Below are 25,294 nucleotides of genomic sequence, written 5' to 3' on the forward strand. Positions count from 1 at the left end.
AATATGGCTTAGTACATTCCGTCCATTCCAGGTGCTGGCATCGGAGGTGTTGGCTCCTTGATGTCCACTACCGCACCCTCTGTTGTGAGGAATGTAGCAGCTACTGATGCGGCGTTCTGGAGTGCTGACCTTGTTACCTTGGTAGGGTCAACGATACCTTCCTGGATCATGTCTACATACTTCTCAGTGAGTACGTTGAATCCTATTCCAGGCTCGCTGTGCATTACCTTCTCAATTACCACGCTGCCTTCAAGGCCTGCGTTAGTGACAATCTGCCTTAGAGGCTCCTCAAGAGCCCTTCTGATTATGTCGATACCGACCTTGATCTCATGGTTCTCGTGGGTGAGGCCTGCAAGCTTTGGAATTACGTTGGCATAGGCTGTTCCGCCTCCTGCTACGATTCCTTCCTCAACAGCCGCCTTGGTAGCTGAAAGTGCGTCCTCGAGCCTGAGCTTCTTTTCCTTGAGCTCTGTCTCAGTTGCGGCTCCAACCTTGATAACCGCTACTCCGCCTGCAAGCTTTGCAAGCCTTTCCTGCAGCTTCTCCCTGTCGAAGTCTGAGGTTGACTCCTCATGCTGGCTCTTGATCTGGGCTATCCTGTTGTGGATCTCGTTCTTGTCCCCGTGTCCGTTGACAAGTACAGTGTTGTCCTTGCTTACCCTTACGCTCTCGGCTCTTCCAAGCATGTCTATGGTAGCTTCCTTGAGCTCTCTTCCGAGCTCCTCGGAAATCACCTTACCGCCGGTAAGGATGGCGATGTCCTGAAGCATTTCCTTCCTTCTGTCGCCGAAGCCAGGAGCCTTTACGCCGACACAGATGAATGTTCCTCTCAGCTTGTTGACAACAAGGGTAGCTATGGCCTCTCCCTCGATATCCTCCGCGATGATAAGGAGCTTCTTGCCCTGCTGTACGATCTGCTCAAGCACAGGAAGTATCTCCTGGATGTTTGATATCTTCTTGTCTGTTATGAGTATGTATGGGTCGTCAAGTACTGCTTCCATCTTCTCAGTGTCAGTTGCCATGTATGCTGATACGTAGCCCCTGTCGAACTGCATTCCTTCAACAACTTCAAGCTCAGTGACCATTGACCTTGACTCTTCTACTGTTATTACGCCTTCAGCTCCGACTCTTTCCATTGCATCGGATATGAGTATTCCGATTTCCTCGTCAGATGCGGATACTGCGGCAACCCTTGCTATGTCTTCTTTGCCTCTTATGGCAATTGACTGGTTCCTTATCTCCTCGACTGCCTTATCCACAGCCATCTTGATGCCCTGTCTTATGAGCATCGGATTTGCTCCAGCAGTCACGTTCTTGAGACCTTCCTTGATTATCGACTGTGCAAGCACGGTAGCTGTTGTCGTTCCGTCTCCTGCTATGTCATTTGTCTTTGTAGCAACTTCCTTTACAAGCTGGGCTCCCATGTTCTCGAACCCGTCCTCCAGCTCGATCTCCCTTGCTATAGTCACACCATCATTGGTTATGAGTGGTGCACCGAACTTCTTCTCAAGGATTACGTTCCTGCCCTTAGGCCCGAGTGTCACCTTAACGGTATTTGCCAGTATGTCCACGCCTTTCTGCATGGATCTCCTCGCTTCTTCTCCAAGTACTATCTTCTTCGCCATTTTATTCCTCCTACTCCACTATCGCCAGAATATCGCTCTGCCTTACTATTATAACTTCTTCGCCCTGATGCTTGACTTCAGTCCCTGCATACTTTGAAAACAGGACCTTGTCTCCCACCTTGACTTCCATATCAACCTTGTTTCCGTCGACATAGCCACCAGGGCCTACAGCTACTACAACAGCCTCCTGAGGCTTTTCCTTCGCTGAACCTGTAAGGACTATACCTGATTTTGTAGTCTCCTCAGCTTCAAGCCTCTTGATGACTACCCTGTCTGCTAATGGTTTTATCATGTTCCACATACCTCCAGAAGTTTATTTGTTAGCACTCACTTTGACCGAGTGCTAATACTTACCTTTTTATTATAATTCACCCATGCCAAATTTCAAGGGTCTTGCATTAATTTCTGATTAATTCTCCATATGAAAATGAACAGGGAACGTAGCTGTCCTCTGATTCAAATACTGAATCAAAGCACTGCTCCATCCCCTGTTCTTGCCTTGTGGTCCCAATTAAGGTTTTTCCATCCTGTACGCTTCACCGGGAGCAAGGATTATGATCCTCCCGGGATTTTTGATCCTTGCCGCAAGGTCTGCCGGGTCTCCGTTGAATTCCTTCATGTTTGGCGCATCAACGCTGCCCCAGTGCCAGAGGATAAGCTTTGAGTCAGGGTATGCGTCAGCAAGCCTTACCGCACCTTCAAAGCCGATGTGCCATGCGCTGTCAGAGAAATCAAACAGCATCACGTCGGGGGATGGCATGTTCAGCTGCTCCTCCATGAGCCTTGAATCTCCAACAGCCCATATGCTGCCATCCGGTGTATCAAGCCAGAAGCCGCAGTAGTCCTCCATCATGAATTCCCTTGTCTTGTGCTTGGGGTATTCGTTCTGCCATGCATGGTCCGCAGGGGTAAGCGTAACCTTCACGTTCCCCACCTCGAAGGACTCATGTATGTCATGACCCTTCCCGTCAATTGACATCGCCTTCATCAGGGACGCCACATAATGCGGTCCATGGAACTCCTTTACAACAGGCGCGATCTCACTGCAGGTAACCCTGCTGAAATGGTCATTGTCGCTGTGTGTTATAAGCACTGCATCGAGTCCTGGAATCTCATCAGTCGCTATCGGCATCCCGATCAGAAGCGGCATGTCGAAGCCCTTAAGCAGAGGGTCTATCATCAGGGTAGTGCCCCTGCTGTTTATCAATGCGCCGGAATTTCCAAGCCATCGTACTTCAGTGTGGTTTATCCTGCCAAAGGCATCCTGGTCAATTATTACAGTTGCCGGAGCCTTCGCCTGCCTTTTCTCCATTTATCCTACTCCTTTCTGAGCTTATGCGATACATCCTGATACTGTGAAAGATACGCTCTTAAGTCATGTGCATTTCATCACTCCGCCATGCCGCCAGACTGCTCTTCACCTGACAGGTCCCTCAGCTGTTCAACGAACAGCCTTGTTGCCTTAGTGAAGATGCGGTTCTTCCTCCATGCCACAACATGTCCGGATATCTTTTCCGGTGAGAATGGTATGAACCTTAATCCATCCGTCGGTCTGATCTGATAGGCCCCTTCTATGGTTACAATGTAGCCAAGCTTCCTTTCAGCCAGCAATAGAGCGTTTGTGAGCAGATTCACCGATGCGACTATATTCAGCTGCCCTGTGCCTGTTCCAAGCCAGTCTGCTATCTCTTCCTTGACAATTGTTCGCCGCGGCACTATAAGAGGAAGGTCAATGAGGTCAGAGACATCAATGGATTCCTTCGCTGCCAGTCTATCATCGCTTCTCACGAGGAGGCCCCACCTGTCTGTAACCTTCAGCCTCATGAAGTCATATTTTGAAGTCTCTACAGGCTCAACAAGTATCCCTATGTCAATCGCGCAAGAATCAAGCTTGTCCCTCAAATCATCTCCATTTGCAGTATACAATTCATACCTTACCATGGGATACTTGCCGGAGAATTCCGACATGGCCTCAGGTAATATCATCGATGCCGCAGATTCAACGCAGCCTACTGAAATGACTCCTCCCACTAGCTGGTTTTCTTCTGAGATCTCCCTCTCAGCCTTTCCTAACAGTGAGATGATTTCCTTCACCCTTTGCTGGAAAAGTATCCCGCTGTCAGTCAGCGAAACCTGCCTTTTTCCTCTTACAAAGAGCGCTGTACCAAGCTCCTCCTCAAGCTCCATGAGCTGCCTGCTGAGGGTCGGCTGAGTTATGTGCAGCACCTCGGCCGCTTTCGTTATGTTTCCCTCATTTGCCACTGCCAGAAAATATTTGAGGACACGTATATCCATGAAGCACCTTCCTTCTCAGATCAGAGTGAATGATTTCCATTTTCCGCCTCTATACCTATGGTACATCAGAAGAGCCCTTATGCACCAGTCCCCGGCCATGGCGAGAGCGATTCCTGTTACTCCGAGGTTTAGCCAGATGCCCAGGATGACAGACAGCACCACTCTGACAACTACAGTCGTGAACAGAGACACGTACATCGTGTATCTGACATCACCTGCCGCTCTCAGTCCGTTTGCGAACGGCGCTGCCACAGGGAATGCCGCTGAGTTGAAGATGTTGTGGATGAGCACAAGGATGAACACAAGACTCTTTGTCGATGCCGGCAGGTCGTATAGTGTCAGCATGACTGGTGTTGCGAGGAGTATGGCTCCATTCCAGAGGACAGACGAAAGGAAGGTAATCTTCAGAAGTTTAGTCATGTAGTATTCCGCGGCTCCCGGATCCTTCGCACCCATGCTCTGCCCTACGACGGTTATGAATGCGGGTGCCATTGCGACTCCCACAAGTGCTGAGAGCGACCAGAAGCTCTGTGCGACCCCGTTTGCAGCGATCTGGCTTGTCCCGAACAATGCCGTGATGCTTGAGAGCGCAACCTTCGCCAGCTGGAACAATCCGCTTTCTATGCTGTTTGGTACCGCAATACCGAGTATCCTCCTTACCATGTCCCTGCTCCAGCTGAAGATATGCCTGAGGCTGAGCACCACCTGATTGTCCTTCGAAAAGCAAAGGGTGATGACCACCACGGCCGCAAATACCCTTGATATGAACGAGGGCCAGGCAACACCGGCAACTCCTGCCTTAAGCACGAATATGCCGATCGCATTGCCTGCTACATTTATTATGTTCATGAGAAGTGATATGTACATCGTCACCCTCGTCATCCCCATGCTCCGAAACAGCGCAGCGCCTGCGTTGTATAGAGCCAGCGCAATGAACGAATATGCGGATATCCTCAGGTAGATGATGCTTGCTTCCATTACGGCACTATCCACGCTTCCGAAGAGAAGACCGAGTATCTGCCTGTTGAAAAGAAGCACGAGTATGGTTGAAACTGCAGAAGCAAGCATTGCGAGGGTGACCATCTGGCTGGCTGCCTGGCTTCCCTTTTCCCTGTCCCTGCTCCCCACGTAATGGCTTACTACAACCGCCCCGCCGGAAGCAATGGCAGTGAATATGTAGATGAATATGGTATAGAACATGTTGACTAGGGACACTCCCGAAACCGCCGATTCTCCCGCATAGCTTACCATGAGTGTGTCCGCTATCCCTACTGACATTACCAGCAGCTGTTCAACGAAAAGCGGGAGTATGAGGTGCTTCAGATAATTATTCGAAAACAGCTTTCTGTTATCTTCTATTTGCGTTTTTGGTTCGATAATCTTGGATATCAGGTCCATTTTTCATCCTCCTTGTCCTGAAATCATCCTAACAGAATCAAGAAAAATAATAAAATACCTATATTATATGATTTATGATGCTTTTTAAGCATGATAATGTAGAATGAAAAGCTGCCCGGAAACCTTTAACCCTCTGTGACTTACACAGGCCTCTCCAGATTCCACCGAATACAGCCTCATTTTACATGTAAATATATCGATGACCCATTTTCTTCATATTGTTGACACTTTTCTGATATAATATCGTTGGAAGAAATAATACAGCGGGCAGGGTAAACCTCGCCGGCTTTTGAGGTGCTTGATGAAGAGATTTACTGCTGCCATAGCGGCACTTACGCTTTCAATTTTCATAGTCTCCTTCTCTGTGGTCGCTGTCCTTAACTTCAGGCCGGCCTACTATCTCCAGATACCGAAGATAGCGGCTGAAAATCCGAAGTACACCGAAGAGACCATCAGGAACAACTACGACATACTCATTGACTACCAGAGCCCACTCGGTCCTGACAAGCTTGTCCTCGAGGGGATCCCTATGTCAGACAGCGGTGAATTCCACTTCTATGAAGTGAAGCTGATATTCACCAAGGTATTCTGGGCCATGGCAATCTCTTTCCTTATCTCAACAGCTTTTTTCATTGGCTTCATGAGAAAGAGAGACCTCCGGTACATGAGATGGTCGGGGCTTCTGACGGTGCTGATACCCTTCACACTGGCAATACCCTTCATTCTTGACTTCTCCACAGCCTTCGTGGTATTCCATGAACTTGCTTTCTCCAATGACTTCTGGCTCTTCGACCCTGCAGTCGACCCGATAATCAACATACTGCCTGAATGGTTCTTCATGCAGGAGGCGTTCCTCATAATCGGCCTTATACTGATCCTTGCTGTCATACAGCTTGCAATTGGCTTCAGGAAGGGAAAAGACGATAGCATAAGCTATGACCCGAGGAACTATATGCTGAAGTGACCCTATAAGCTGGAAATGACTTAAAGAATAAGTCAGGAAATACAAAGGAGCATCCGAAACCGGATGCTCCTTTGTATTTGTCCCATATCATATTCGCTTTGTGCTGATCCTAACGACTTTTAGCCGCTTTTCCAGGCAACGCACTACTCGACCTTCACCTTGTTCTCCCTCGCATTGTAGAAAAGATACTGCTGGGCGAAGCCAGACAATCTTCCAAACTTGTCCTGGCCGAATTCCCTGGTCATAGGGAGGGACATTTCAGGGGCCTTGTAGAAGAAGCTCATGGCTTTCTTAACCCATACGTCCACCGGGAATGCTTCCTGCTTGCCCATTGAAAAGAGCATTATGCAGTCCGCAACCTTTGGTCCTACGCCCTCGAAGCACTGCAGCGCGTCATGGCATAGCTTGTGTGGCAGAGACGCTATCCTGTCCAGGCTTTGCTCAAGGCTAAGGGCTTCATCGTCAGTAAGCTTCCTTGTGAGGGATTCCCTTTCAATGCACTCAGCCTCGTATACAGCCCTGACTGTCCTTGCGACATACTTTGCCCTGAAGCCTATGCCGATTCCTCTAAGGTCCGCTTCTGAAGCCTTTGACAGCTGCAGAGGGCTCGGGAAGGCATGGTAGGTTCTTCCGTTGTAGGAAATTGGCGTTCCCCACTTCTCCGCGATCTTCGCGACCGCAGCCTTTATCCTCGGTATTCCGTTGTTCGCTGAGATTATGAAGGATATCAGGGTCTCGAAGGGCTCCTGGTTGAGTATCCTTATCCCGTGACCGAATTCAACCGATTCCTTCAGGAGAGGATCCTTCGAAAGCTCTTCCTTAATCGGTCCGTATTCCCTCTTCAGGTCGAAGTAGTCCTCGAAGACAGTCCTGAAATCCTCCTCATTCACATTGTGAAGGAATATCCCTGTGTCTTCCTCGCTTACCTCGAGGACCTTTCCCCTGACTATGCCAAGGTATCTGCCCTCATTGACCATATCCCACCTGAAGCACTGTCCGCATTCGAAAATGTGCTTCGGCTTGAAATTCCTGACCCCTATGAGCTTAAGCCCGCCGTCAGTGGGCTCCAGATGATCGTAGTCCATTGTTACCTCATGTACTTCCCTTTGATGTACTTGTCTATTCCTGCTGCAGCCTTTCTTCCTGCGCTCATCGCGAGGATTACCGTAGCTGAGCCTGTAACGGCGTCGCCGCCTGCAAATATGCCTTCCCTTGAAGACTCGCCTGATGCTTCGTCAATGAGTATGCAGCCATGCCTGTTGGTGCTTATCCCTTCAGTTGTTGAAGCTATGAGCGGGTTCGGGCTTGTTCCAAGGCTCATGATCACGCTGTCGCACTCGATATCGAATTCCGAGCCCTTCATCTCAACAGGCCTTCTTCTGCCTGACTCGTCAGGCTCCCCAAGCTCCATCCTTACGCATCTCAGTCCCTTTACCCAGCCTTTCTCGTCTGCAAGTATCGCAACCGGATTGACAAGAAGGTTGAATATGACACCCTCCTCCTTGGCATGGTGGACTTCCTCTATCCTTGCCGGGATCTCCTTCTCGGATCTCCTGTATACTATGTATGCTTCAGCTCCGAGCCTCACAGCGGTCCTTGCTGCGTCCATTGCCACGTTTCCTGCGCCTACCACGGCGACCTTCCTGCCCATGGTAATAGGCGTGTCATAGTCGTTCCTGAATGCCTTCATGAGGTTCGCCCTTGTAAGGTACTCATTGGCTGACATGACTCCATTGGAGTTCTCACCGGGTATTCCCATGAACTTCGGAAGGCCTGCTCCCGAGCCTACGAACACAGCCTTGAAATCCTCATCCCTGAACAGCTCCTCAATTGTAACCGTCCTTCCGATTATGACGTTTGTCTCAAGCTTCACTCCAAGCTTCTTAAGGAGGTTGATCTCCTCCCTTACGACTGCTTCCTTCGGAAGCCTGAACTCAGGGATTCCATATACAAGGACTCCTCCCGGCTCATGGAGCGCTTCGAATATGGTAACGTCATAGCCCATCTTCGCAAGGTCCCCTGCGCAGGAAAGACCTGCAGGGCCGCTTCCTATGACAGCAACCTTCATGCCGTTTGCCGGCTGCTTCTCTGTGAACTCTATATTGTTCTGCCTTGACCAGTCAGCCACGAACCTCTCGAGCTTGCCGATGTTCACTGCTTCCCCTCTGAGGCCAACTATGCAGCTGCCCTCGCACTGCTCTTCCTGGGGGCATACCCTTCCGCATACAGCAGGAAGGCAGCTTGACCTTGCGATCACCTTTGCAGCCTCACCTACATTACCGTCCTTGAGCTCCCTGATGAATCCGGGTATGTCAATTGCAACGGGGCATGCGGGCACGCATTTCGGCTTCTTGCAGTTAAGGCATCTCTCCGCCTCCGACATCGCCTCTTCCATATTGTAGCCGAAGCTTACTTCACTGAAATTCCTTTTCCTTACCTCAGGATCCTGTTCCCTTACCGGTACCTTATTTAGTCTCATTCAAAGCCTCCGTATAATCACACTTTTCCTTGTGCTCCCTTTCCTTGTTCTCTTGAAGAATGGCCTTCTTGCCTTCAACTGTCTTGTACATCGCCTGTCGTCTCATGGCTTCATCAAAGTCTATGAGGTGACCGTCGAACTCAGGTCCGTCCACGCATGCGAACTTTACCTTTCCATCGATGGTAACCCTGCATGCACCGCACATGCCAGTTCCGTCAACCATTATAGGGTTCAGGGAGACTATGGTATGTATCCCGAGCTCCTTTGTGAGCTTTGACACGAACTTCATCATTATCATCGGTCCTATGGCCACGCACAGGTCATAGGTCTTCCCTTCATTCTCTACAAGCGCCTTCACCCTGTCAGTCACCATGCCCTTGAAGCCGTAGCTTCCGTCATCGGTGCACACATAAAGGTTTGTGCAGGCACCCTTCATCTTGTCCTCAAGGATCAGTGTCGTCTTGCTCTTAGTTCCGAGCACCACATCAACGTCAACCCCCAGGTCATGCAGGAACTTTATCTGAGGATATACAGGCGCGGTGCCTACTCCTCCTGCCACGAACAATATCTTCTTCTTCCTCAGCTCCTCCGGATCCTCAAACACAAGCTCCGACGGGTTTCCAAGCGGTCCCACGAAATCATGCAGGTATTCACCTTCATTGAGGGCGGCTATCTTCTTCGTCGAATCTCCAAGCGTCTGGAACACTATTGACACGGTTCCCTGTTCCTTGTCATAGTCGCATATGGTAAGAGGAATCCTCTCACCCTTCTCCCCGGCCTTGACGATCAGGAACTGTCCCGGCTTGGCTGACTTGGCTACCCTTGGTGCGCAGACATCCATCCAATAGATGTTTTCAGTAAGCTCTTCCTTTTTTGTTATAAGATACATCACACTACCCCTTATCCCTTGATACTTTATTCTACCATACCCGTTGCTTTGCACATGATTTGAGATATTATGCAAAGCATACCCGTTACCAATAAATTTTACGACTTTTTTAGCGTTTTGACTACAGTTTTGCCGATTTTCATCCTTAATCGTTGTCATTCATAACTTAATATCCATAAGGGTTCCTTCACAACGGGAGGCTTTTGAAATTCAAATTCCTCATGGAGAATGAAAAAGGACAGGAGGAATCGCACAATTCCAGCCTGCCCATTGGTTCAATATTTATTTTGCCTTCTGCTCGTTCATGAGATAAACAAGGGTCAGCATGCTCTCAAGGAGATGTACGTTCTCAACCGATACGTCCTCAGGTACGTCAAGGTCAACCGGAGCGAAGTTCCAGATTCCCTTTATACCGTTCGAAACGAACAGGTCAGCTATCTTCTGCGCTGTGTTCGCTGGAACACAGATTATTCCGATGTCCACAGAGTTCTTGGAGAGGAATGCGTCGATGTTGTCAACATCCTCGATCTCAATGTCCTTTATCCTTACTCCTATGAGCTTAGGGTTGGTATCGAAGATACCCTTAAGGTTGAAGCCAACCTTCTCGAATCTCGAGTAGTTTGCAATTGCCTGGCCTATGTTTCCTGCACCGACTATTATGGTGTTGTACTCCTTGTCGGTACCAAGGATCTTCCCTATCTCGTTGTAGAGCTCCTTCACATTGTATCCGTAGCCCTGCTGTCCGAATCCACCGAAGCAGTTGAAGTCCTGCCTTATCTGTGATGCGGTGAATCCTATCTTGTCGCTTAGCTCCTTTGATGAAATCCTGTCAACGTCGTTCCTGAGAAGTTCAGCCAGATGTCTGTAATATTTCGGCAATCTCTTTATGACCGCCATGGATATGTCTCTCTTTTTGTCCATCTTACACCCCTATGTTAGATAATTTATTAACGATATAATACCATATTATCTGCATACTTGTGGACATTTTTATCAAAGAAATTCTTGGATTTAAAATAAATGCAAAAAATCCAATTATCGAACACTTTTAACGGTACATTGTTATTTTTTAACTATCTTTTTTAACAAAACATCAACCAGTTTTCACAAAGTCGACGACTTATTGTCATTCCCCTGACGGTTCAGATGCGAATATGTCTGAAACAGCCTTCAGGACAAGGCTTTGCTGAATCCCATACCCGATTGCGGCTTCGCCGTCACCATCCTGGACACCATAGTTCGCGAAGTAGCTGTGGTTGCCGCCTTGAACATCTACCTTGACAAAGTCTTTCCCGAGCCTTTTGTCAGCAGCGCCAAGAGCTGCGCGGTCCACTATCCTGTCCTCCGTTCCGATAAGCGAGTGAACCTTGATACCAGCTGAAGCAAGGTCTGTCTTGTCATCAGGGTATGAGCCAAGCAGCACAAGCCCCTTTATGCCGTGAGGATCCTTCACTATGAAGCGAGAAGCTGCAACACCGCCAAGTGAATGGCCTACCATTACCCATTCGTTGACCTCTGTGTTCTCCTCCATGATCCTTTCCGCCCTTCCAATCCCAAGGATTGCAAGCCGAAGAGGCATCTTTGCGACATATGCGTCATAGCCCTGCTCTGATATGCTCTTCGCAAGAAGCGCATAGGCTTTCTCGTCCACCTTTCCGCCAGGATATATTATCACACCCTTATCCGTGCCTTCAACATCAAAAACTATATCGCCTCTTTCATTCACTTCTCCTGATTCAAGCGCCTCAAGAGCCGTCACAGAAGCCCTGTAGTAGTCAGATGACCATATGTAGCCTCCTACCGCTCCGAATACGGCAAGAACGAATATGACCTTCAGCGTGGCTATAGTGGCCTTGCTTCTTCTTTTTCTCTTTGATACCTTTTCCATGTCAAATATGAATCTCCCTTCGCTTTCTATAGACCCTTTCCATTATACCTCACTAACCTGACGAAGTGCTCAACTTAAAAATTGATTATGTTTTTCACATCGCGCCAATATTGCAGCAAATTGTGATAAAATCTACTTAAGTCTGCAGGGTATGCCATAGTGCATCACTTAGACTTCACCATCAAAGACGACACTGAGGTGATCCATGAAAGGCAGGATACTTGAAAAAGACAGATATATATTCCTTAAGCGACCTGCCATGGAGGTCTATCACAAGAGCGAGATAGAGAGCAGGGAGCGGCAGATATCCCTCATGAAGAGGGAATTCATCCAGCACAAGCTAAGTCTCATGAAGCTCTCCCAGGAGGTTCCTGACGAGAGGACACGTAATCTTCTTCTTAACATTGCGCTGATAATATCGACGGAAGAGACGCTTGTAAGCAGCTTTCTTTCAACTCGCAGGCTGCCCTTCAAGAGGATCTCAAAGATCGTTGAGGAGCCTGTATTCTTCCTGCAGAAGCATGAGAAATATCTCACCGCCTATGTCCTCCTTTTCTGCAGCGGAAAATACCCTCTGGTGACGAGGTATCTCCAGTTCGCTGAAAGAGGACAGGGAGACAGCTTCCAGAAGGACAAGAGGATATTCACAGGGATTGCCCTGAAGAAGCATAAGGACAAGACAATGATAATGACCAGCCAGGGTGAGTTCCTGGCAATAACCGGATCTGATTCCGGAATCGGTGAAATTACAACAGGCAGGATTGCAAACACAAGGAACCACCTAAGGATCCCCCTTGTTATCCTAACTGTGCTCCTTGCTTTTTTCCTCCTGATCTCATACAACATGTCAAAGACCATTGCAACTACTGTCAGGATATCAGCCCGAGGCCTTGTCCAGCTTCAGTTCAACGAGCTCGGGACGATGATCTCTTCAAGGGCTGAGAATTCAAGGGGAACAACAATGCTCGAAGGTGCTATCTTCGACAGGAAGGATATCGATACCGCCATCGGGGAGATGATCGAGCAGGCATACATCAGGGAATACATCAGAGAGGGCGATGAGATAACCATCCTCATATCCGGTAAAGCCCTCCCCTCAGACTTCTTCACTTCAGGAAGGACCCATGACCGGATCGTGAGCTACCAGCTGAAGTACAAGATAAACAACCTGGGAAACCTCATGAGCATTGAGCTGAAACCGACAAAATAATATAAGGACTGCCTTTCAATAAGACAGTCCTTGTCATTTTCAGATGCAGTTTTAGCCCTTGTAGAGCTCCTCGAATGCGCCTTCCTCAAAACCAACCATGTACTTGTCGTCAACAAAGATCGTCGGTACGCTTCTTACTCCAAGTGCTATGAGCTCCTTCCTGAATTCAGGCTTTGTAGTGCTCTTCTCCTCGTACGCTATCCCGTGCTCGTTGAAGTACTCCTTTGCAAGATCACAGTATGGGCATGTCTGCGAAGTATATATTACAACCTTCTTCTCCATCTTTTTCCCTCCATTTTATACAGGCGACATTCAAAGCGCCAAAATAATTGTGCATTCCACCTAAAATGATTGTATACTATGTAATGAAATTTGTCTAATGAACAAAGATTAAATTTTAATAAATTAAATTGTATAAAATATTTATAGATGGTGATCGAATGGAACAAAAAAGACTCAACAAGGCAATATCAGATACGGGCTTCTGCTCCCGCAGGGAGGCAGATTCCCTCATAGATGCAGGAAGGGTGAAGGTCAACGGAAGTCCTGCACTCATGGGCATGAAGGTGACACCTGAGGATGAAATCACGGTGGATGGTAAAACCGTGTCAAAAAAGCCCCCCATGGTCTACATCGCCCTGAACAAGCCCAGAGGGATAGAATGCACTACAGACAGGAGGACAAGGGACAACATCGTGGACTTCGTGAAACACAAGGAAAGGATATTCCCTGTAGGAAGGCTTGACAAGGATTCAGAAGGCCTCATCCTCATGACAAATGACGGGGACATAGTGAACAAGATCCTGAGGGCAAGGAACAACCATGAGAAGGAATATATAGTGAAGGTTGACAGACCCTATGACGATGCTTTCCTAAGGAAGATGTCAAAGGGTGTCCCGATCCTCGATACGGTCACAAGGGAATGCCATGTTGAAAGGATATACAAGGATACCTTCAGGATAATACTCACCCAGGGTCTCAACAGGCAGATAAGAAGGATGACCGAATACCTTGGCTACAGGGTCGTTTCCCTCAAAAGGATAAGGATAATGAACATTACCCTCGGATCCCTCGAGACCGGCAAGTGGAGGAACCTTTCACCCCTGGAGCTAAATGGGTTGGAATCACTGCTCAAGGATTCGGAAAAGACCTATACCCCGTAATGATTCAAGTCCGATAGTACGTCTGTTCAGTTTTCAACATTGTGCACAATCACCTGTGGATAACTTGTGGAGATGCTGTTTCTATCCTCTGGAAATCAGTTTGATTACCAAAGCGACTCATTCCATCGATGTCTCAGAATACCGGTTTATCCACAGATATCAACAAAAACCGGTGCAGCATCTGTGGAAAACCTGTTGCAAGTGTGGGCAAATCCTGGGGATTAACTGAAGTTTATCCCCACAGCAAAATGAAGGCCTGGAGAATCTCCAGGCCTTCACCTTATCTAAGCCAGTGGCAGCCTCACCGTGAAAACCGCACCGCTTCCTGTATTCCCTGCCATTATGCTTCCTCCATGCTTCTCGACTGCCGTGGAAGCGATTGACAGGCCTATGCCATGGCTTCCTGACCTGCCCTTGTAGAACCTTTCGAATATGTGCGGAAGGTCCTTTTCGGAAATCCCGTCGCCATCATCAGTGATCCTTATCGCCCCGAAGTCCCCTTCTTTTGTCAGAGACACCTGAACCTTTGAATTCGAATACTTCGCTGCATTGTTAAGGATGTTGTCCAGTGCCCTCAGTATCTCCTCGGCAACAACATCAGCCTTCATTCCCTTTTCCATCACTGTTATTGAAAGCTCCCTGCCGCTTTTCCTGAAGAACGTGGCTGTCCTCTCTATGGATTCCATTACCATGTCATCAAGGAGGCTCCTGGTCTTTTCCTGGTGCCCCTCTCCCCTTGACTCCATCTTGGAGAGGAAGAGTATATCCTCCACAAGCCTGTTGAGCTTCTCGCTTTCTGCAACTATTACATCACTTGCTTCCTCGGGAGTGAACACCCCGTACTTGATCCCTTCAGCATAACCCTCGATGGATGTCAGAGGGGTCTTGAGCTCATGCGAGACGTTCTGGAAGAAGGTCTTCTGTGCTTCGTTGTAGTCCGAGAGCTTGGCTGAAGCCTCATTGAGGCTCATGTTCAGGTCGGCAAGCTCCTTCTCCGTGAAGTTGAAGTCCTCATGGGTGAAGTCCCCGTTCCCTATCCTCCTTGAGAGCCCCTGAAGCTTGTATATGGGTTCAACTATGCCATTTGAAAGGAAGAGTACGAACACTACAGTAATAGCCAGTGCAAACAGTATGACAAGCCTGAGTATCCCCTGGAAGCGGTCGGTGATGCCCTGGAACTTTGCTAAGCTTATGTACATCAGCAGGTACTCGTCAACCGTTTCTGAAAGCTTTGCGGACTTAACGAAATAAGCCCCGTCAGAGGTTGCTACCCTTACCGTAGAGCTCACGCCGAGCGATACCTTGCTGTCCTTTGCCGCCTCAGCCACAATCCTTGCTGACCTGTCTGTGAGAGAATTCTCCTGCACTATGGCGAGGTCCTTGTCAACTATTATCGCGTCCACATCAGACAGGACGTTGCCCTGCCTTATGATCATGGAGTATTCCATGGACCTCATGCCACGTCCCATTCCCATACCGCTTCTTGAGGTCACAGTCTCATAAGCATCTTCAAGCTGCCTTTTGGCCTCGTTGACAGAATACTGCCTTCCCGCAAGCCCGAAAGCCACTGCGACCATGATCAGCACAAGCGCCATGGCTGCTGAAAAATATACGAGTATCTTTGTCCTGATGCCTCTTTTAGTCATCATGAATCCCTCTTTCTGAGCCTGAAGCCGAAGCCCCAGACTGTCTCGATCTGGGCATCGCTGTCTGAAATCTTCTTCCTGAGCCTCTTCATGGTATCGTCTGTTACCCTTGTCTCGACTGCGGTAGCGTAGCCCCACACCTTGTCAAGAAGCTCATCCCTTGAAACCGCCCTGTGCTGGTTGTCGACAAGGTACTTCAGAAGGCTGTATTCATTGGGGGCGAGGTCAACTGTCCTGCCCTTTACCTTAACCTCTTTCTTCTGGTTCTCTATTACGATGTCGAGGAAGACTGACTGCTGAGCTCCCTGGTCTTCTCTGTCAAGCTCAACCCTTCTGAACATTGCCCTGATCTTCATTACAAGCGCCATTGGACTGAAGGGCTTGGTCATGTAGTCATCGCTTCCGAGAGTTATTCCCGCTATGAAATCTGCATCCGAGGTCTTGGCCGTAAGTATTATTATAGGCACCCTGCTGATGCTCCTTATCTCCTGAGTAATTGCGAAGCCATCCCTTCCCGGCATCATGATGTCAAGCACCACAAGGTCCGAAGGCTTCTCCCTGAAGGCTGAAAGCAGGGCTTCCCCGTCACCGAAGGTTAAAACCTCATAGCCCTCCTTCTCAAGGAACGACTGTATGAGCTTCCTGATATTCTCTTCGTCATCTGCGGCATATATGAGTCTTCCCATCTCAACCTCCAAAAATACTGTCTTTACTTGATTCTAAACCATTATCCATCATATTTCATCCTGGATATGGAAAATATATGGATATGAAAATACCTCTGTTTACCAGAGGTACTGTCATGCTATTTGTTTCTAGCTGTCGCTGTCAGGTGCGTTGTAGAATCCGCAGCCAGCTCCCCTGAAGCCGCCACTGCCGCCCCTGCCGCCGCCTCTGCCGAAGAGTCCGAGGATTTCATCAGCTATGCTCTTGATCTCAGTCTGGTCATCAGTCTTCTTGAGCTCTTCTATGAGGTCATCGGCCTCATCAAGGAAAACCTGTCCTCTTGGTGTCACATCAGTTACTCCAAGTATCTCGTGCATCTTGTCCCTGAGGGTCTCCATCTCCTTGATGTTAGCTTCCTTCTGTGTCTTGTATGCAGGATATGCTGCAAGTATCTTTGCCTTGTCCGCTTCTTCAAGCGCTCCTTTAAGAGCATCCCTTACTTCCTGTGTCTCATCATAGAACTCGTCCCTCAGGTCGATCATCTCTTCCCTGATCTTCTGAAGGTCTGCTATCTGTGCATCGGTCAGGTCCTGGTAGTTACCAGCCTGTCCACCCATCATGCCGCGGGCCCCGGTATTCCTGCTGCCTCTCCCGAACATTCCGCCGCCAAACGATCCGCCTCTGTTGTAGTACTGGTTCTGCTGTGGAACCTCCGTCTCAGTTTCAGCCGCAAGTGCCTTCGATCCGAAGAATGCCATTGCTCCGATTCCTATTACCGCCGCCATTGCAGCTGCGATCACTTTCTTGTTCATCATCATCTCTCCCTTTCATTTCTGAAGCTATCTGCTTCCCTTGTAGAAAATATACCATTTCTCTGATTCAATAATACCCCTAAACCTCAGTGAAGACTGTGGCATAATTGTGGTAACTGGAAATCCGGTTTTCCAAAAGGTGTTGACAACATTCCAACTCTGCCTTATAGTAACAATTGTATTTAATCCCGAGCAGAATAATCGGATTACATTGACGAGAAGAGTAGTTCCAGGCGATGTCTACAGAGAAGGAACCCCATGGCTGAGAGGGATCCCATACGTAGCAGGAATGAAATGCATCTCTGAGTACTGGATCGAAGACTAGTAGACTCCAGCGGGTATGCCCGTTACAGCATTGAGGTATGTTTGTACCGATAATGAGTTTGGGAGGATCCTTGTGATTTTCCTTAAACAGAGTGGAACCGTGGAAGCTTGACTTTCGCCTCTGTATGAGGCGGGAGTCTTTTTATTTTTCGGCCGGAAATAAAAGGACTCCCGGCATGGTGAAACTGCCCGGGATTTCAAATTAAGGAGGAAGAAATGAACACAATATATATCATCGTAAATATCCTTGTACTTTCCGCAATACTCTACGGACTATATTCAATGCAGAAAAGGCACTTTTCATTCACAGCAAGGACCATGACAGCACTTGGTGCAGGTCTCGTTTCAGGTGCTGCACTTCAGTACATCTTCGGAAGCAACTCTGATATAGTCAAGGAGACTATGACCGTTCTTGGTATAGCAGGAAACGGCTATGTAAGGCTTCTTGCAATGATCGTGATCCCACTCGTATTCGTTGCGATAACAACCGCCATCGTGAAACAGGACTCAAACAGCCTCAAGAAGAGCGCAGGCTCAGTCATCGCTGTGCTTCTCATTACCACTGCAATATCAGCAGCCATCGGCATAGCGGCAGCGCTCATCTTCGGACTTGACTCAAGCACGCTGATATCAGGACAGGCTGAAGCAGCGAGGAGTGAAGCCCTGGTAAAGGCGCTTGCGGATTTCCAGGCAAAGCCCATTGCCGACCAGATAACTGAGATCATCCCGAGGAACATCTTCTACGCAATGACTGGTCAGGGAAGCTCAGCTACCCTATCGGTGGTATTCTTCTCGGCATTCCTTGGAATCGCCACAGTATCCCTTAGAAGGAAGAAGCCCGAGGTCGCTGAGAACTTCACAGCTTTCCTGTCTATGCTTAATGACATCGTCATGAAGATGGTGACAATGGTACTTAGACTGGCTCCCTATGGAATATTCGCCCTCATCACGAGGTTCGTCGCAACCTCAAACTTCACTGAGATAGCAAGGCTACTGCAGTTCGTTCTCGCCTCATACGCAGCAATAGCCGTAATGTTCCTGGTACACCTTGCGATAATCTCGTTAAACGGACTCAACCCCCTTACATTCCTCAGGAAGTCATCAGGTCCCCTGTCCTTCGCCTTCTCATCAAGGTCAAGCTCAGGCACGCTTCCCCTCAATGTGGAGACACAGGTTGGAAAGCTTGGTGTATCCCAGGGAATAGCAAACCTTTCGGCCTCACTTGGTACCAGCATAGGCCAGAACGGTTGCGCTGGGATATACCCTGCCATGCTAGCAGTGATGATAGCGGTAGGCACCGGTATTCCCATTGATGCAGCCTTCATGGTGAAGCTCATAGTCATTACTGCCATAAGCTCCTTCGGTATAGCCGGAGTAGGCGGCGGAGCAACATTTGCAGCCCTCACAGTCCTCTCCTCGATGGGACTGCCTGTTGCCCTGGTGGGACTCCTGATTGCTATTGAGCCGCTCATAGACATGGCAAGGACTGCACTCAACGTTTCAGATTCCATGCTTGCAGGTGTGGTCACAGCAAGGCGGCTTGGAGAACTTGACCTTAGTGTATATAACAGCAGCGACCAGGAAGAATTAACCGCATAGCAAAAGGAGCTGTCCCTCACCTCTTTGGTGGCGGCAGCTCTTTTATAACTGTAATTTATTTACCAGGTTCTGACTGAAATATGTTTTGCAAACTGAGCATAACAATCGAAGATGCGTATACAGATAGATTCAGCCCAAAAGTATCCAGGCATAGATAGCAAGTTTTGAACTGGTACTTGATGAAATAGCTTGCGCAAACTCGTGACTTCAGTCGTGAGTTAGCAAGCAAAGTCAAAAAACAATCAATAGTTTGAAGAATAACACATACAAAGTAATAAATATCATCAAGTACTTGAATAATAGCTTTGCATTTCCAAATGTTATACGTACCTGGGGTATTCTTATGTCTAAAATCCATTATGTACACGGTTATGTGAACGATTTGTTAATTCTGATTACTGATAAAAATGCTTTGTATATTTTGGATGTTGAAACGCATAATGATTATGTACATCTGCAGATCGAAAGCACCGAGGAACAGATCCGCAGGTACATACAGAATCAGAAAAGAAATGAGACATTCCATACTTTACATTGGTGGAGGTGAGTGCAGTGCTGCAGCATAAGGCCTATGAATACCGCATCTATCCGGATAAGAAACAGGAAACGCTGATTGTAAGGACCATCGGCTGTTCAAGGTATGTATACAACCATTTTCTGGAACTTTGGAACAATGAATATGAGGAGACCGGAAAAGGTCTGACTTATTTCGCAGACTCCAAACTTCTGACCAAGATGAAGAGGGACCCGGAAACTGTATGGCTTTGTGAAGTGGATAAGTTCTCTCTCCAGAATTCGCTTCGTAACCTGTCGGACGCCTTCTCCCGCTTTTTCAAAGGACAGAATGAGCATCCCCGGTTCAAGAGCAAAAAGAGCCCGAGGCAAAGCTACACTACACAATTAACTAACAACAATATCGCAGTATCCGGAAACTACCTGAAGCTGCCTAAGCTCGGCCTGGTCAGGTTTGCAGACAGCAGGGAGATGAAAGGGCGTATACTGAATGCCACAGTACGAAGGAAATCGAGTGGGAAATTCTTCGTATCAATCCTTTGTGAAGAGGAAATCTGTGAATTGCCCAAGACTGACTCTGCAGTCGGTATTGACCTCGGAATCACTGACTTTGCAGTCCTGTCAGACGGCATCAGGAATGACAACAACCATTTCACCAGGCAAATGGAAGAGAGACTAAGACGTGAGCAGCGAAAGCTTGCAAGGCGTGCACTTGATGCGGAGAAAAGAGGCGTTCCCCTGTCTGAAGCCAGGAACTATCAGAAGCAGAGACGGAAGGTAGCAAGGCTCCATGAAAGGATTGCGAACCAGCGAAATGAATTTCTGAACAAACTCAGTACGGAGATAGTCAAAAACCACGATATCATCTGTATCGAGGACCTTAACGTGAAGGGCATGATGCTAGAGCCACAAACTGGCAAAAAGCATTTCTGATGTATCGTGGACGAGCCTTGTATCGAAACTGCAGTACAAGGCTTCCTGGTATGGAAAAGAAGTCATCAGGATAAGAGCTCTTACACCAGAGTCTTAGCAATACAGAAACAAACAGGAACCGCAGGAATTGCGGGGATAGCTTGGTAAACAAGAGAAACCTCTGGCGGCAAAGAAATAAGCCGGTAAGTATGCTCTGTTCCCAAGAATCTCGTGACTTTAGTCATGAGAGCATTCCTGGCAAAAATCGCAAAAAGCTTAGGAAAGGAAGTACACATTGAGATTCGCTGATCATTTTCAAACTAGGATAGCTGCTTTAATTCGATCAACATCGCAAATATTTAGATGACACTTCTACTGAGGTGTCTTTTTTCATCTCGCAAATCTTGGACTCCAAATCTTCTCTGAATTCCTGTCGGTGTAACCAATGAGGAAGAATTTAATTCGATAACAGAAGTACAGTAAGACTGCATCACTCCAGTCTGCTTACAGAGAGCTTTTATGCTTCAGTCCCGTTTGAAAAATTGGATGTTTCTGAAAATTTAGGATTATAATTATATATATAGAGTTGGTTCACAATTTCAGAATGGGCATTAATAAAAATCTGTACAGCAATTGCATAAACCGAATAAGATCATGAAGTCACAGCTGCATGAATACGAGGTTAGATCGGTTACCATATTAGGCATAGCAGGCGGAAATGACTTGCAGCAAATAGACCGTTCAAGGATAAAGGCTGTTTATGGTATTGACATAAATCAGGCCATCTGGATGCATGCAGAGAGAAGTACAGAAATCTGAAAATCTGCTTGTGCACAAGAAATCAGATTTGTCAGACATTGAAAACGGGTTGCCTGCTGCAGATATGATAGTAGCAAACCTCTTCATTGAGTATATTGGCATTGATACCTTCACAGAACAGCCTTCAAAAAACAATCCAACATATGTATCGTGTGTAATCCAAAAGAACCCCAATGTCAGTTTTGTATCAGACTCACACTATGCAGAAGCTTTAAACGGGATTGAATCATTGCATAGGGATATCAAAAATGATTCCCTTGTAAAGTCTATGAGTTCAATAGGCTAAAGCCTGATCTTAACTGAGGAGCATCTGCTGCCAAATATGAAAAATTTAACAGATGGATTTTACCAATTGGTGAACCTGACTGAAGCGTGCAGGGAAAAGGAGTGGGAAAATCATGATCAAACTAACGGATGTGACCAAAACCTACGAAGCCGGAGGGGTCAGGACAGAGGCCCTCAAAGGAGTCAGCCTGGAAATTGAGGATGGTGAACTGGCTGTCATCCTGGGCCCGAGCGGCAGCGGCAAGAGCACACTTTTGAATGTCATCAGCGGACTTGATACAGTAACCTCAGGCAGCATCATATATAACGGCAATGAACTAACTGAGTTCAGTGACACAGAAATGACACGGTTCAGACGTGAACAGCTCGGTTTCATTTTTCAGCAGTACAACCTTTTTCCTAATCTTACTGTCCTGGAGAATATCCAGATCGGTGCTGAAATAGGAAATGAGCCCCTGAATGTCGAAGAGCTTCTGAAACGTGTCGGTCTTTACGATCTGCGCAACAAATACCCCTGGCAGCTCTCCGGAGGTGAGCAGCAACGTGTTTCAATTGCAAGGAGCCTTGCGAAGAATCCTGAAATCATATTCTGTGATGAGCCCACCGGTTCACTTGATGAGGAAAACTCCAAGCAGATCCTTGCCATTCTCCAGGAGCTGAATGAGGAATTCGGGACAATGATAATTGTGATAACACACAATACCGGTATCGCTGAAATGGCCCACAAGGTAATCCGCATGAATTCAGGCCAGATCATTTCAAATACAGTGAACCCCGTTCGAAAACGGGCCAGGGATATTTCCTGGAGTTAGGAGGTCCCATGCTATACAAAAACATCCTAAGAAGTTTTAGCAGAAAATGGATCCAGCTCCTGGCATTGGGGGGCATTGTCCTATTATGCTCCGCCATATATTCCATGATGTTCTATTCACTTTCAAGCTTTGAGGATCCAACGAGACAGTTCCTTGAAGAGTACAGGCTGGAGGACTTCTCAATTGAAATGAAGCCGGTACTGACTCAGAAGGAGCTTACTGACCCTGACCTTGCCGTTCTTGCTGCCCAGGGTAAATACACACTCTCAGACATCAAGGAGGAAGATCCCAATCTTTTCTTCTCTCTGGCACAGGATCGGATAAGTGAGTTTAGCAGCCACTATTCTGGATTTGAACTCGAGCTCCGCCAGTACAGGATCATCAGCTATAGTCTAAACGGCACAGAACACAAGGCCATGGTCCTTAAAGATGCCGAGAGGATTAACCTCTCCATGATTGAGGAAGGAACCTCACCATCATCGGACAGTGAAATCTGCGTCAGCAGAGTCTATGCCCGAAAAAACAATCTGGAGATCGGAGACAGCCTGTCAATCGGAGGCCGGTCATACGTACTATCAGGATTTGTTCTGTTCCCCGACTACAACTTCCCGATGATTGACAACAGCTTCAATGTAAACACCGGAATCCAGACTACAGCCCTTATGTCTGATAACGCATTTGAAGCCCTGGGTGGCGACGAAGGATTCCACCTTTCTGGAGCAAGCTTATCAGGTACTCCAGTGGACGACAGCTTCTACAAATATGACATAGACTACGTCAGCACACTCACTGACAAAGAAACTACCTTGTGGAGCGGAGCTATTTTTAGCGAGATGACCCAGGGTTGGGTAATGGGAATCGGACTGTCTCTATTTATTGGAGCCATCGGTGCAGCGGTGGTAGCCCTGATGCTTTATCATCTGCTCCATGGCCAGCGCAGCCAGATAGGCCTGATGAAGGCTATCGGATATAGTAAAGGAAGGATAGCCAAACCATACTTGCTGTCCATTTCACTCTTTACGTTTCTCCTTCTTCTGGCAGGGTATTTTGTAGGATACCTTCTTTCAGAGCCTATGAAGGGGCTATATGTTGATTTCTATCTGGTTCCTTACGTACCTATCGTCCATAAGTTTGGAATCTTCGCCACTTCTGTATTTGTCCCTCTCCTGTTTTTCAGCAACATTTCAGCGTTTATCATCTCCCGGATCCTTAGTGAGCGCCCCCTTTCCCTGCTGCATCCCCCGGTCCCAAAGGTTCAGGGGTCTGTAATGCAGAGTGTTTCAAAGCTTCTCAAGCGAATGAAGGCCTCTACCAAGTTCAAGTATCTTTACGCCATGCGCAATACGCTTTCCTTCATTGTTTTCTTTGTAGGAATACTGTTTTTCACCATACTGATTCAGTTTTCCTTCATGACTAAGGGCATTGTCCAGCGTATGACCGTTGGATACCTGGACAAGGTCGATTACGAATACATAGCCTTTGTGGATCCAATCAGACCGCTGCCCCTGCCTGCTGAAGGAGAGGAGAAGTTCCTTAAATATCCTTACGCGGATATGGATGGACTGACTGTATCAATGGAGGGTATTTCCCCTTACTCCACCCTCTACAGGCTATACGATGATAAGGATAGGGTAATCACATCGGAGCTTGTCAATGGTGTTGTAATAAGCAGGAGACTGTCGATGAAGGAGGGAATCGATACAGGAGATTCTATCAGTGTGAGGATAGAAGATGATTTGTACAGTTTCAGGGTCAACGGAGTTGCAGATGAGTTCCTGGGTGACAGCATCTATCTGGATATCACAAGTCTGAGCATGATCCTGAGTTCGGGGGCCGATTCGGACCTTTTCAGCGGAGTCTATGCGAAATCCGAGCCATCGGCTTCATCCTATGAGTCAGTCACAAGCAAGGCTTCAATCATCGAACAGTCATCTGCAATGTCTGAGTTTGTCAATGTCGTCACTTCTGCGATGGTAGGCGGTTCAGCCCTTATTTCAACTTTCCTCCTGTTTGTGCTGTCTTCCCTTACAGTAGAGGGCAGCTACTACCAGATTTCACTTTTGAAGGTACTTGGCTATAGCAAGCGTGAGGTCAACAGGATGATTCTGAACAGCTACCTGGCATTTTCAGTGGTATCTTATTTCCTCTCCATCCCTTTGGCACTCCTGGTAATAAAGGGATTGATGCGTATTTTCGCCTCGGGATATAGAATTCTTATTCCCTTCGAGTTCCAGCTTCTCCAGATCATCTGGGGTTTGTTGTTTGTCATTGGCATATTCTACGTTGGTTCAGCAATTTCCAGGCGCCGCATCAGCAAGGTCCCACTGCAGGAGGTCCTAAAGGCATACGGAGAATAAACAATAGGGCCACTAATGTTTCACTAAAATGATCACGCAGAACACCAATCAATATGCATACTTCAAGAAACTCAGTTTTCTATACAATATCGTTGTATCGTATAAAGCCTTAGGAGGATGTAAAATGAATACAAAGAACCAAGGATATGTAATGGCGCTAGTTGGATCCATATTGCTGTTATATAATGCACTTAGCTACATTTTTGGTTGGGAAAGCCGAAGCAGCGCATTTACGATTTTGGGACTGATATTTGTTATAATAGGTGTCAACTAACCCTCGACTGAAGTCGAAGGCATGAAGGAGCAATCCATTGTGCCTGGTTGATTAGCCTAAGTGCTTCGGCACTACGTTGTTTTTGTCATAACACCTACGGACGTCCATCCTAATCCGTGGCTCTGTTGCCTGTGATTAAAAGTTCTCTTGGGTTAACGGGAACGGTGTTGCAGGCGTAAAAAGCAATTACAACATTGGCGAAGGATGCCAACTGGCAATTTTGCCGGAATTATGTACTTAACTACATCAAGAAAGGGGTGCCGGTTTGGTCTACATTTTAAGTAAAAATGGAAATCCACTTATGCCTACCAATCGGCATGGAAAAGTGAAGCATCTGTTGAAGGATGGCAAGGCAAAAGTGGTA

The 25,294-nt window shown here is 47.5% G+C and carries 23 protein-coding genes; 9 read left to right on the forward strand and 14 right to left on the reverse strand.

What is annotated here, in order from left to right; translation table 11 throughout:
* Positions 1-8: 8 nt before the first annotated feature.
* The 5 genes from groL to T472_RS18685 all read right to left on the reverse strand — a co-directional run bounded on the left by groL (position 9) and on the right by T472_RS18685 (position 5,318).
* Entirely contained in the window at positions 9-1,625 is a 1,617-nt protein-coding gene (gene groL, locus T472_RS18665) for a chaperonin GroEL (protein ID WP_023386137.1), read from the reverse strand.
* A gap of 10 nt (positions 1,626-1,635) precedes the next feature.
* On the reverse strand, positions 1,636-1,917 hold the full coding sequence (gene groES / locus T472_RS18670) for a co-chaperone GroES (protein WP_023386135.1): 282 nt from the start codon (positions 1,915-1,917) through the stop codon (positions 1,636-1,638).
* A gap of 219 nt (positions 1,918-2,136) precedes the next feature.
* Positions 2,137-2,937, reverse strand: coding sequence for an MBL fold metallo-hydrolase (locus T472_RS18675; RefSeq protein WP_023386132.1), 801 nt, complete (start codon positions 2,935-2,937; stop codon positions 2,137-2,139).
* Between the two features lie 77 nt (positions 2,938-3,014).
* A complete protein-coding gene (locus T472_RS18680) occupies positions 3,015-3,920 on the reverse strand; it encodes a LysR family transcriptional regulator (RefSeq protein ID WP_023386130.1) in 906 nt (301 codons plus the stop codon).
* A 15-nt stretch (positions 3,921-3,935) separates the two neighbouring features.
* Positions 3,936-5,318: an MATE family efflux transporter gene (locus T472_RS18685; protein WP_023386128.1), complete on the reverse strand. Its 1,383-nt coding sequence runs from the start codon at positions 5,316-5,318 to the stop codon at positions 3,936-3,938.
* 301 nt (positions 5,319-5,619) lie between these two features.
* Between T472_RS18685 and T472_RS18690 the strand changes: the two genes are divergently transcribed.
* Positions 5,620-6,282: a TIGR01906 family membrane protein gene (locus T472_RS18690; RefSeq protein WP_023386125.1), complete on the forward strand. Its 663-nt coding sequence runs from the start codon at positions 5,620-5,622 to the stop codon at positions 6,280-6,282.
* 143 nt (positions 6,283-6,425) lie between these two features.
* On the opposite strand, the gene T472_RS18695 is transcribed toward T472_RS18690, so the two are convergent.
* The 5 genes from T472_RS18695 to T472_RS18715 all read right to left on the reverse strand — a co-directional run bounded on the left by T472_RS18695 (position 6,426) and on the right by T472_RS18715 (position 11,538).
* Positions 6,426-7,367, reverse strand: coding sequence for a DNA-3-methyladenine glycosylase family protein (locus tag T472_RS18695; protein WP_023386122.1), 942 nt, complete (start codon positions 7,365-7,367; stop codon positions 6,426-6,428).
* A gap of 2 nt (positions 7,368-7,369) precedes the next feature.
* Entirely contained in the window at positions 7,370-8,761 is a 1,392-nt protein-coding gene (gltA, locus tag T472_RS18700; protein ID WP_023386120.1) for an NADPH-dependent glutamate synthase, read from the reverse strand.
* Positions 8,748-9,650, reverse strand: a complete 903-nt coding sequence (locus T472_RS18705; protein WP_023386118.1) for a sulfide/dihydroorotate dehydrogenase-like FAD/NAD-binding protein — start codon at positions 9,648-9,650, stop codon at positions 8,748-8,750. The genes gltA and T472_RS18705 overlap by 14 nt, the downstream gene beginning before the upstream one ends.
* 282 nt (positions 9,651-9,932) lie before the next feature.
* A complete protein-coding gene (locus T472_RS18710; protein ID WP_023386116.1) occupies positions 9,933-10,571 on the reverse strand; it encodes a redox-sensing transcriptional repressor Rex in 639 nt (212 codons plus the stop codon).
* Between the two features lie 205 nt (positions 10,572-10,776).
* The gene (locus T472_RS18715; RefSeq protein ID WP_023386113.1) at positions 10,777-11,538 is read right to left on the reverse strand and encodes an alpha/beta hydrolase; all 762 of its coding nucleotides are present in this window, start codon (positions 11,536-11,538) and stop codon (positions 10,777-10,779) included.
* 205 nt (positions 11,539-11,743) lie between these two features.
* Here T472_RS18715 and T472_RS18720 point away from each other — a divergent pair, with 205 nt between their 5' ends.
* Complete coding sequence (locus T472_RS18720) at positions 11,744-12,748, forward strand: hypothetical protein (protein WP_023386111.1); 1,005 nt, start codon at positions 11,744-11,746, stop codon at positions 12,746-12,748.
* 51 nt (positions 12,749-12,799) lie between these two features.
* Here T472_RS18720 and T472_RS18725 read toward each other — a convergent pair whose 3' ends face one another.
* Positions 12,800-13,030, reverse strand: coding sequence for a glutaredoxin family protein (locus tag T472_RS18725; RefSeq protein ID WP_023386109.1), 231 nt, complete (start codon positions 13,028-13,030; stop codon positions 12,800-12,802).
* 158 nt (positions 13,031-13,188) lie between these two features.
* Here T472_RS18725 and T472_RS18730 point away from each other — a divergent pair, with 158 nt between their 5' ends.
* Positions 13,189-13,911 carry a pseudouridine synthase gene (locus tag T472_RS18730; RefSeq protein ID WP_023386107.1) on the forward strand — a complete coding sequence of 241 codons (723 nt, stop codon included), beginning with the start codon at positions 13,189-13,191 and terminating at the stop codon, positions 13,909-13,911.
* A gap of 284 nt (positions 13,912-14,195) precedes the next feature.
* On the opposite strand, the gene T472_RS18735 is transcribed toward T472_RS18730, so the two are convergent.
* The 3 genes from T472_RS18735 to T472_RS18745 all read right to left on the reverse strand — a co-directional run bounded on the left by T472_RS18735 (position 14,196) and on the right by T472_RS18745 (position 17,035).
* Positions 14,196-15,560: a sensor histidine kinase gene (locus T472_RS18735; RefSeq protein ID WP_023386105.1), complete on the reverse strand. Its 1,365-nt coding sequence runs from the start codon at positions 15,558-15,560 to the stop codon at positions 14,196-14,198.
* The gene (locus T472_RS18740; protein ID WP_023386102.1) at positions 15,557-16,243 is read right to left on the reverse strand and encodes a response regulator transcription factor; all 687 of its coding nucleotides are present in this window, start codon (positions 16,241-16,243) and stop codon (positions 15,557-15,559) included. The genes T472_RS18735 and T472_RS18740 overlap by 4 nt, the downstream gene beginning before the upstream one ends.
* A 129-nt stretch (positions 16,244-16,372) precedes the next feature.
* Entirely contained in the window at positions 16,373-17,035 is a 663-nt protein-coding gene (locus T472_RS18745; RefSeq protein WP_023386100.1) for a hypothetical protein, read from the reverse strand.
* 540 nt (positions 17,036-17,575) lie between these two features.
* On the opposite strand from T472_RS18745, the gene T472_RS18750 reads away from it, so the two are divergent.
* From T472_RS18750 to T472_RS20705, 6 genes are all read left to right on the forward strand, one after another.
* Positions 17,576-18,958, forward strand: a complete 1,383-nt coding sequence (locus T472_RS18750) for an L-cystine transporter (RefSeq protein ID WP_023386098.1) — start codon at positions 17,576-17,578, stop codon at positions 18,956-18,958.
* Positions 18,959-19,510: 552 nt separating this feature from the next.
* Positions 19,511-20,404 (forward strand): RNA-guided endonuclease TnpB family protein, encoded by an 894-nt coding sequence (locus T472_RS19660; protein ID WP_052011867.1) that lies wholly within the window; start codon positions 19,511-19,513, stop codon positions 20,402-20,404.
* A 772-nt stretch (positions 20,405-21,176) separates the two neighbouring features.
* Positions 21,177-21,488, forward strand: coding sequence for a hypothetical protein (locus T472_RS18765; RefSeq protein ID WP_052011868.1), 312 nt, complete (start codon positions 21,177-21,179; stop codon positions 21,486-21,488).
* Between the two features lie 112 nt (positions 21,489-21,600).
* Positions 21,601-22,299, forward strand: a complete 699-nt coding sequence (locus T472_RS18770) for an ABC transporter ATP-binding protein (RefSeq protein WP_023387126.1) — start codon at positions 21,601-21,603, stop codon at positions 22,297-22,299.
* A gap of 107 nt (positions 22,300-22,406) precedes the next feature.
* Entirely contained in the window at positions 22,407-24,656 is a 2,250-nt protein-coding gene (locus tag T472_RS18775) for an ABC transporter permease (protein ID WP_207643994.1), read from the forward strand.
* A gap of 539 nt (positions 24,657-25,195) precedes the next feature.
* Positions 25,196-25,294: RRXRR domain-containing protein (locus T472_RS20705; protein WP_174515133.1), on the forward strand; the 99-nt coding region annotated here is incomplete at its 3' end.

The sequence above is a fragment of the Youngiibacter fragilis 232.1 genome, from assembly GCF_000495435.3.
In the GTDB taxonomy this organism is placed as follows: domain Bacteria; phylum Bacillota; class Clostridia; order Clostridiales; family Clostridiaceae; genus Youngiibacter; species Youngiibacter fragilis.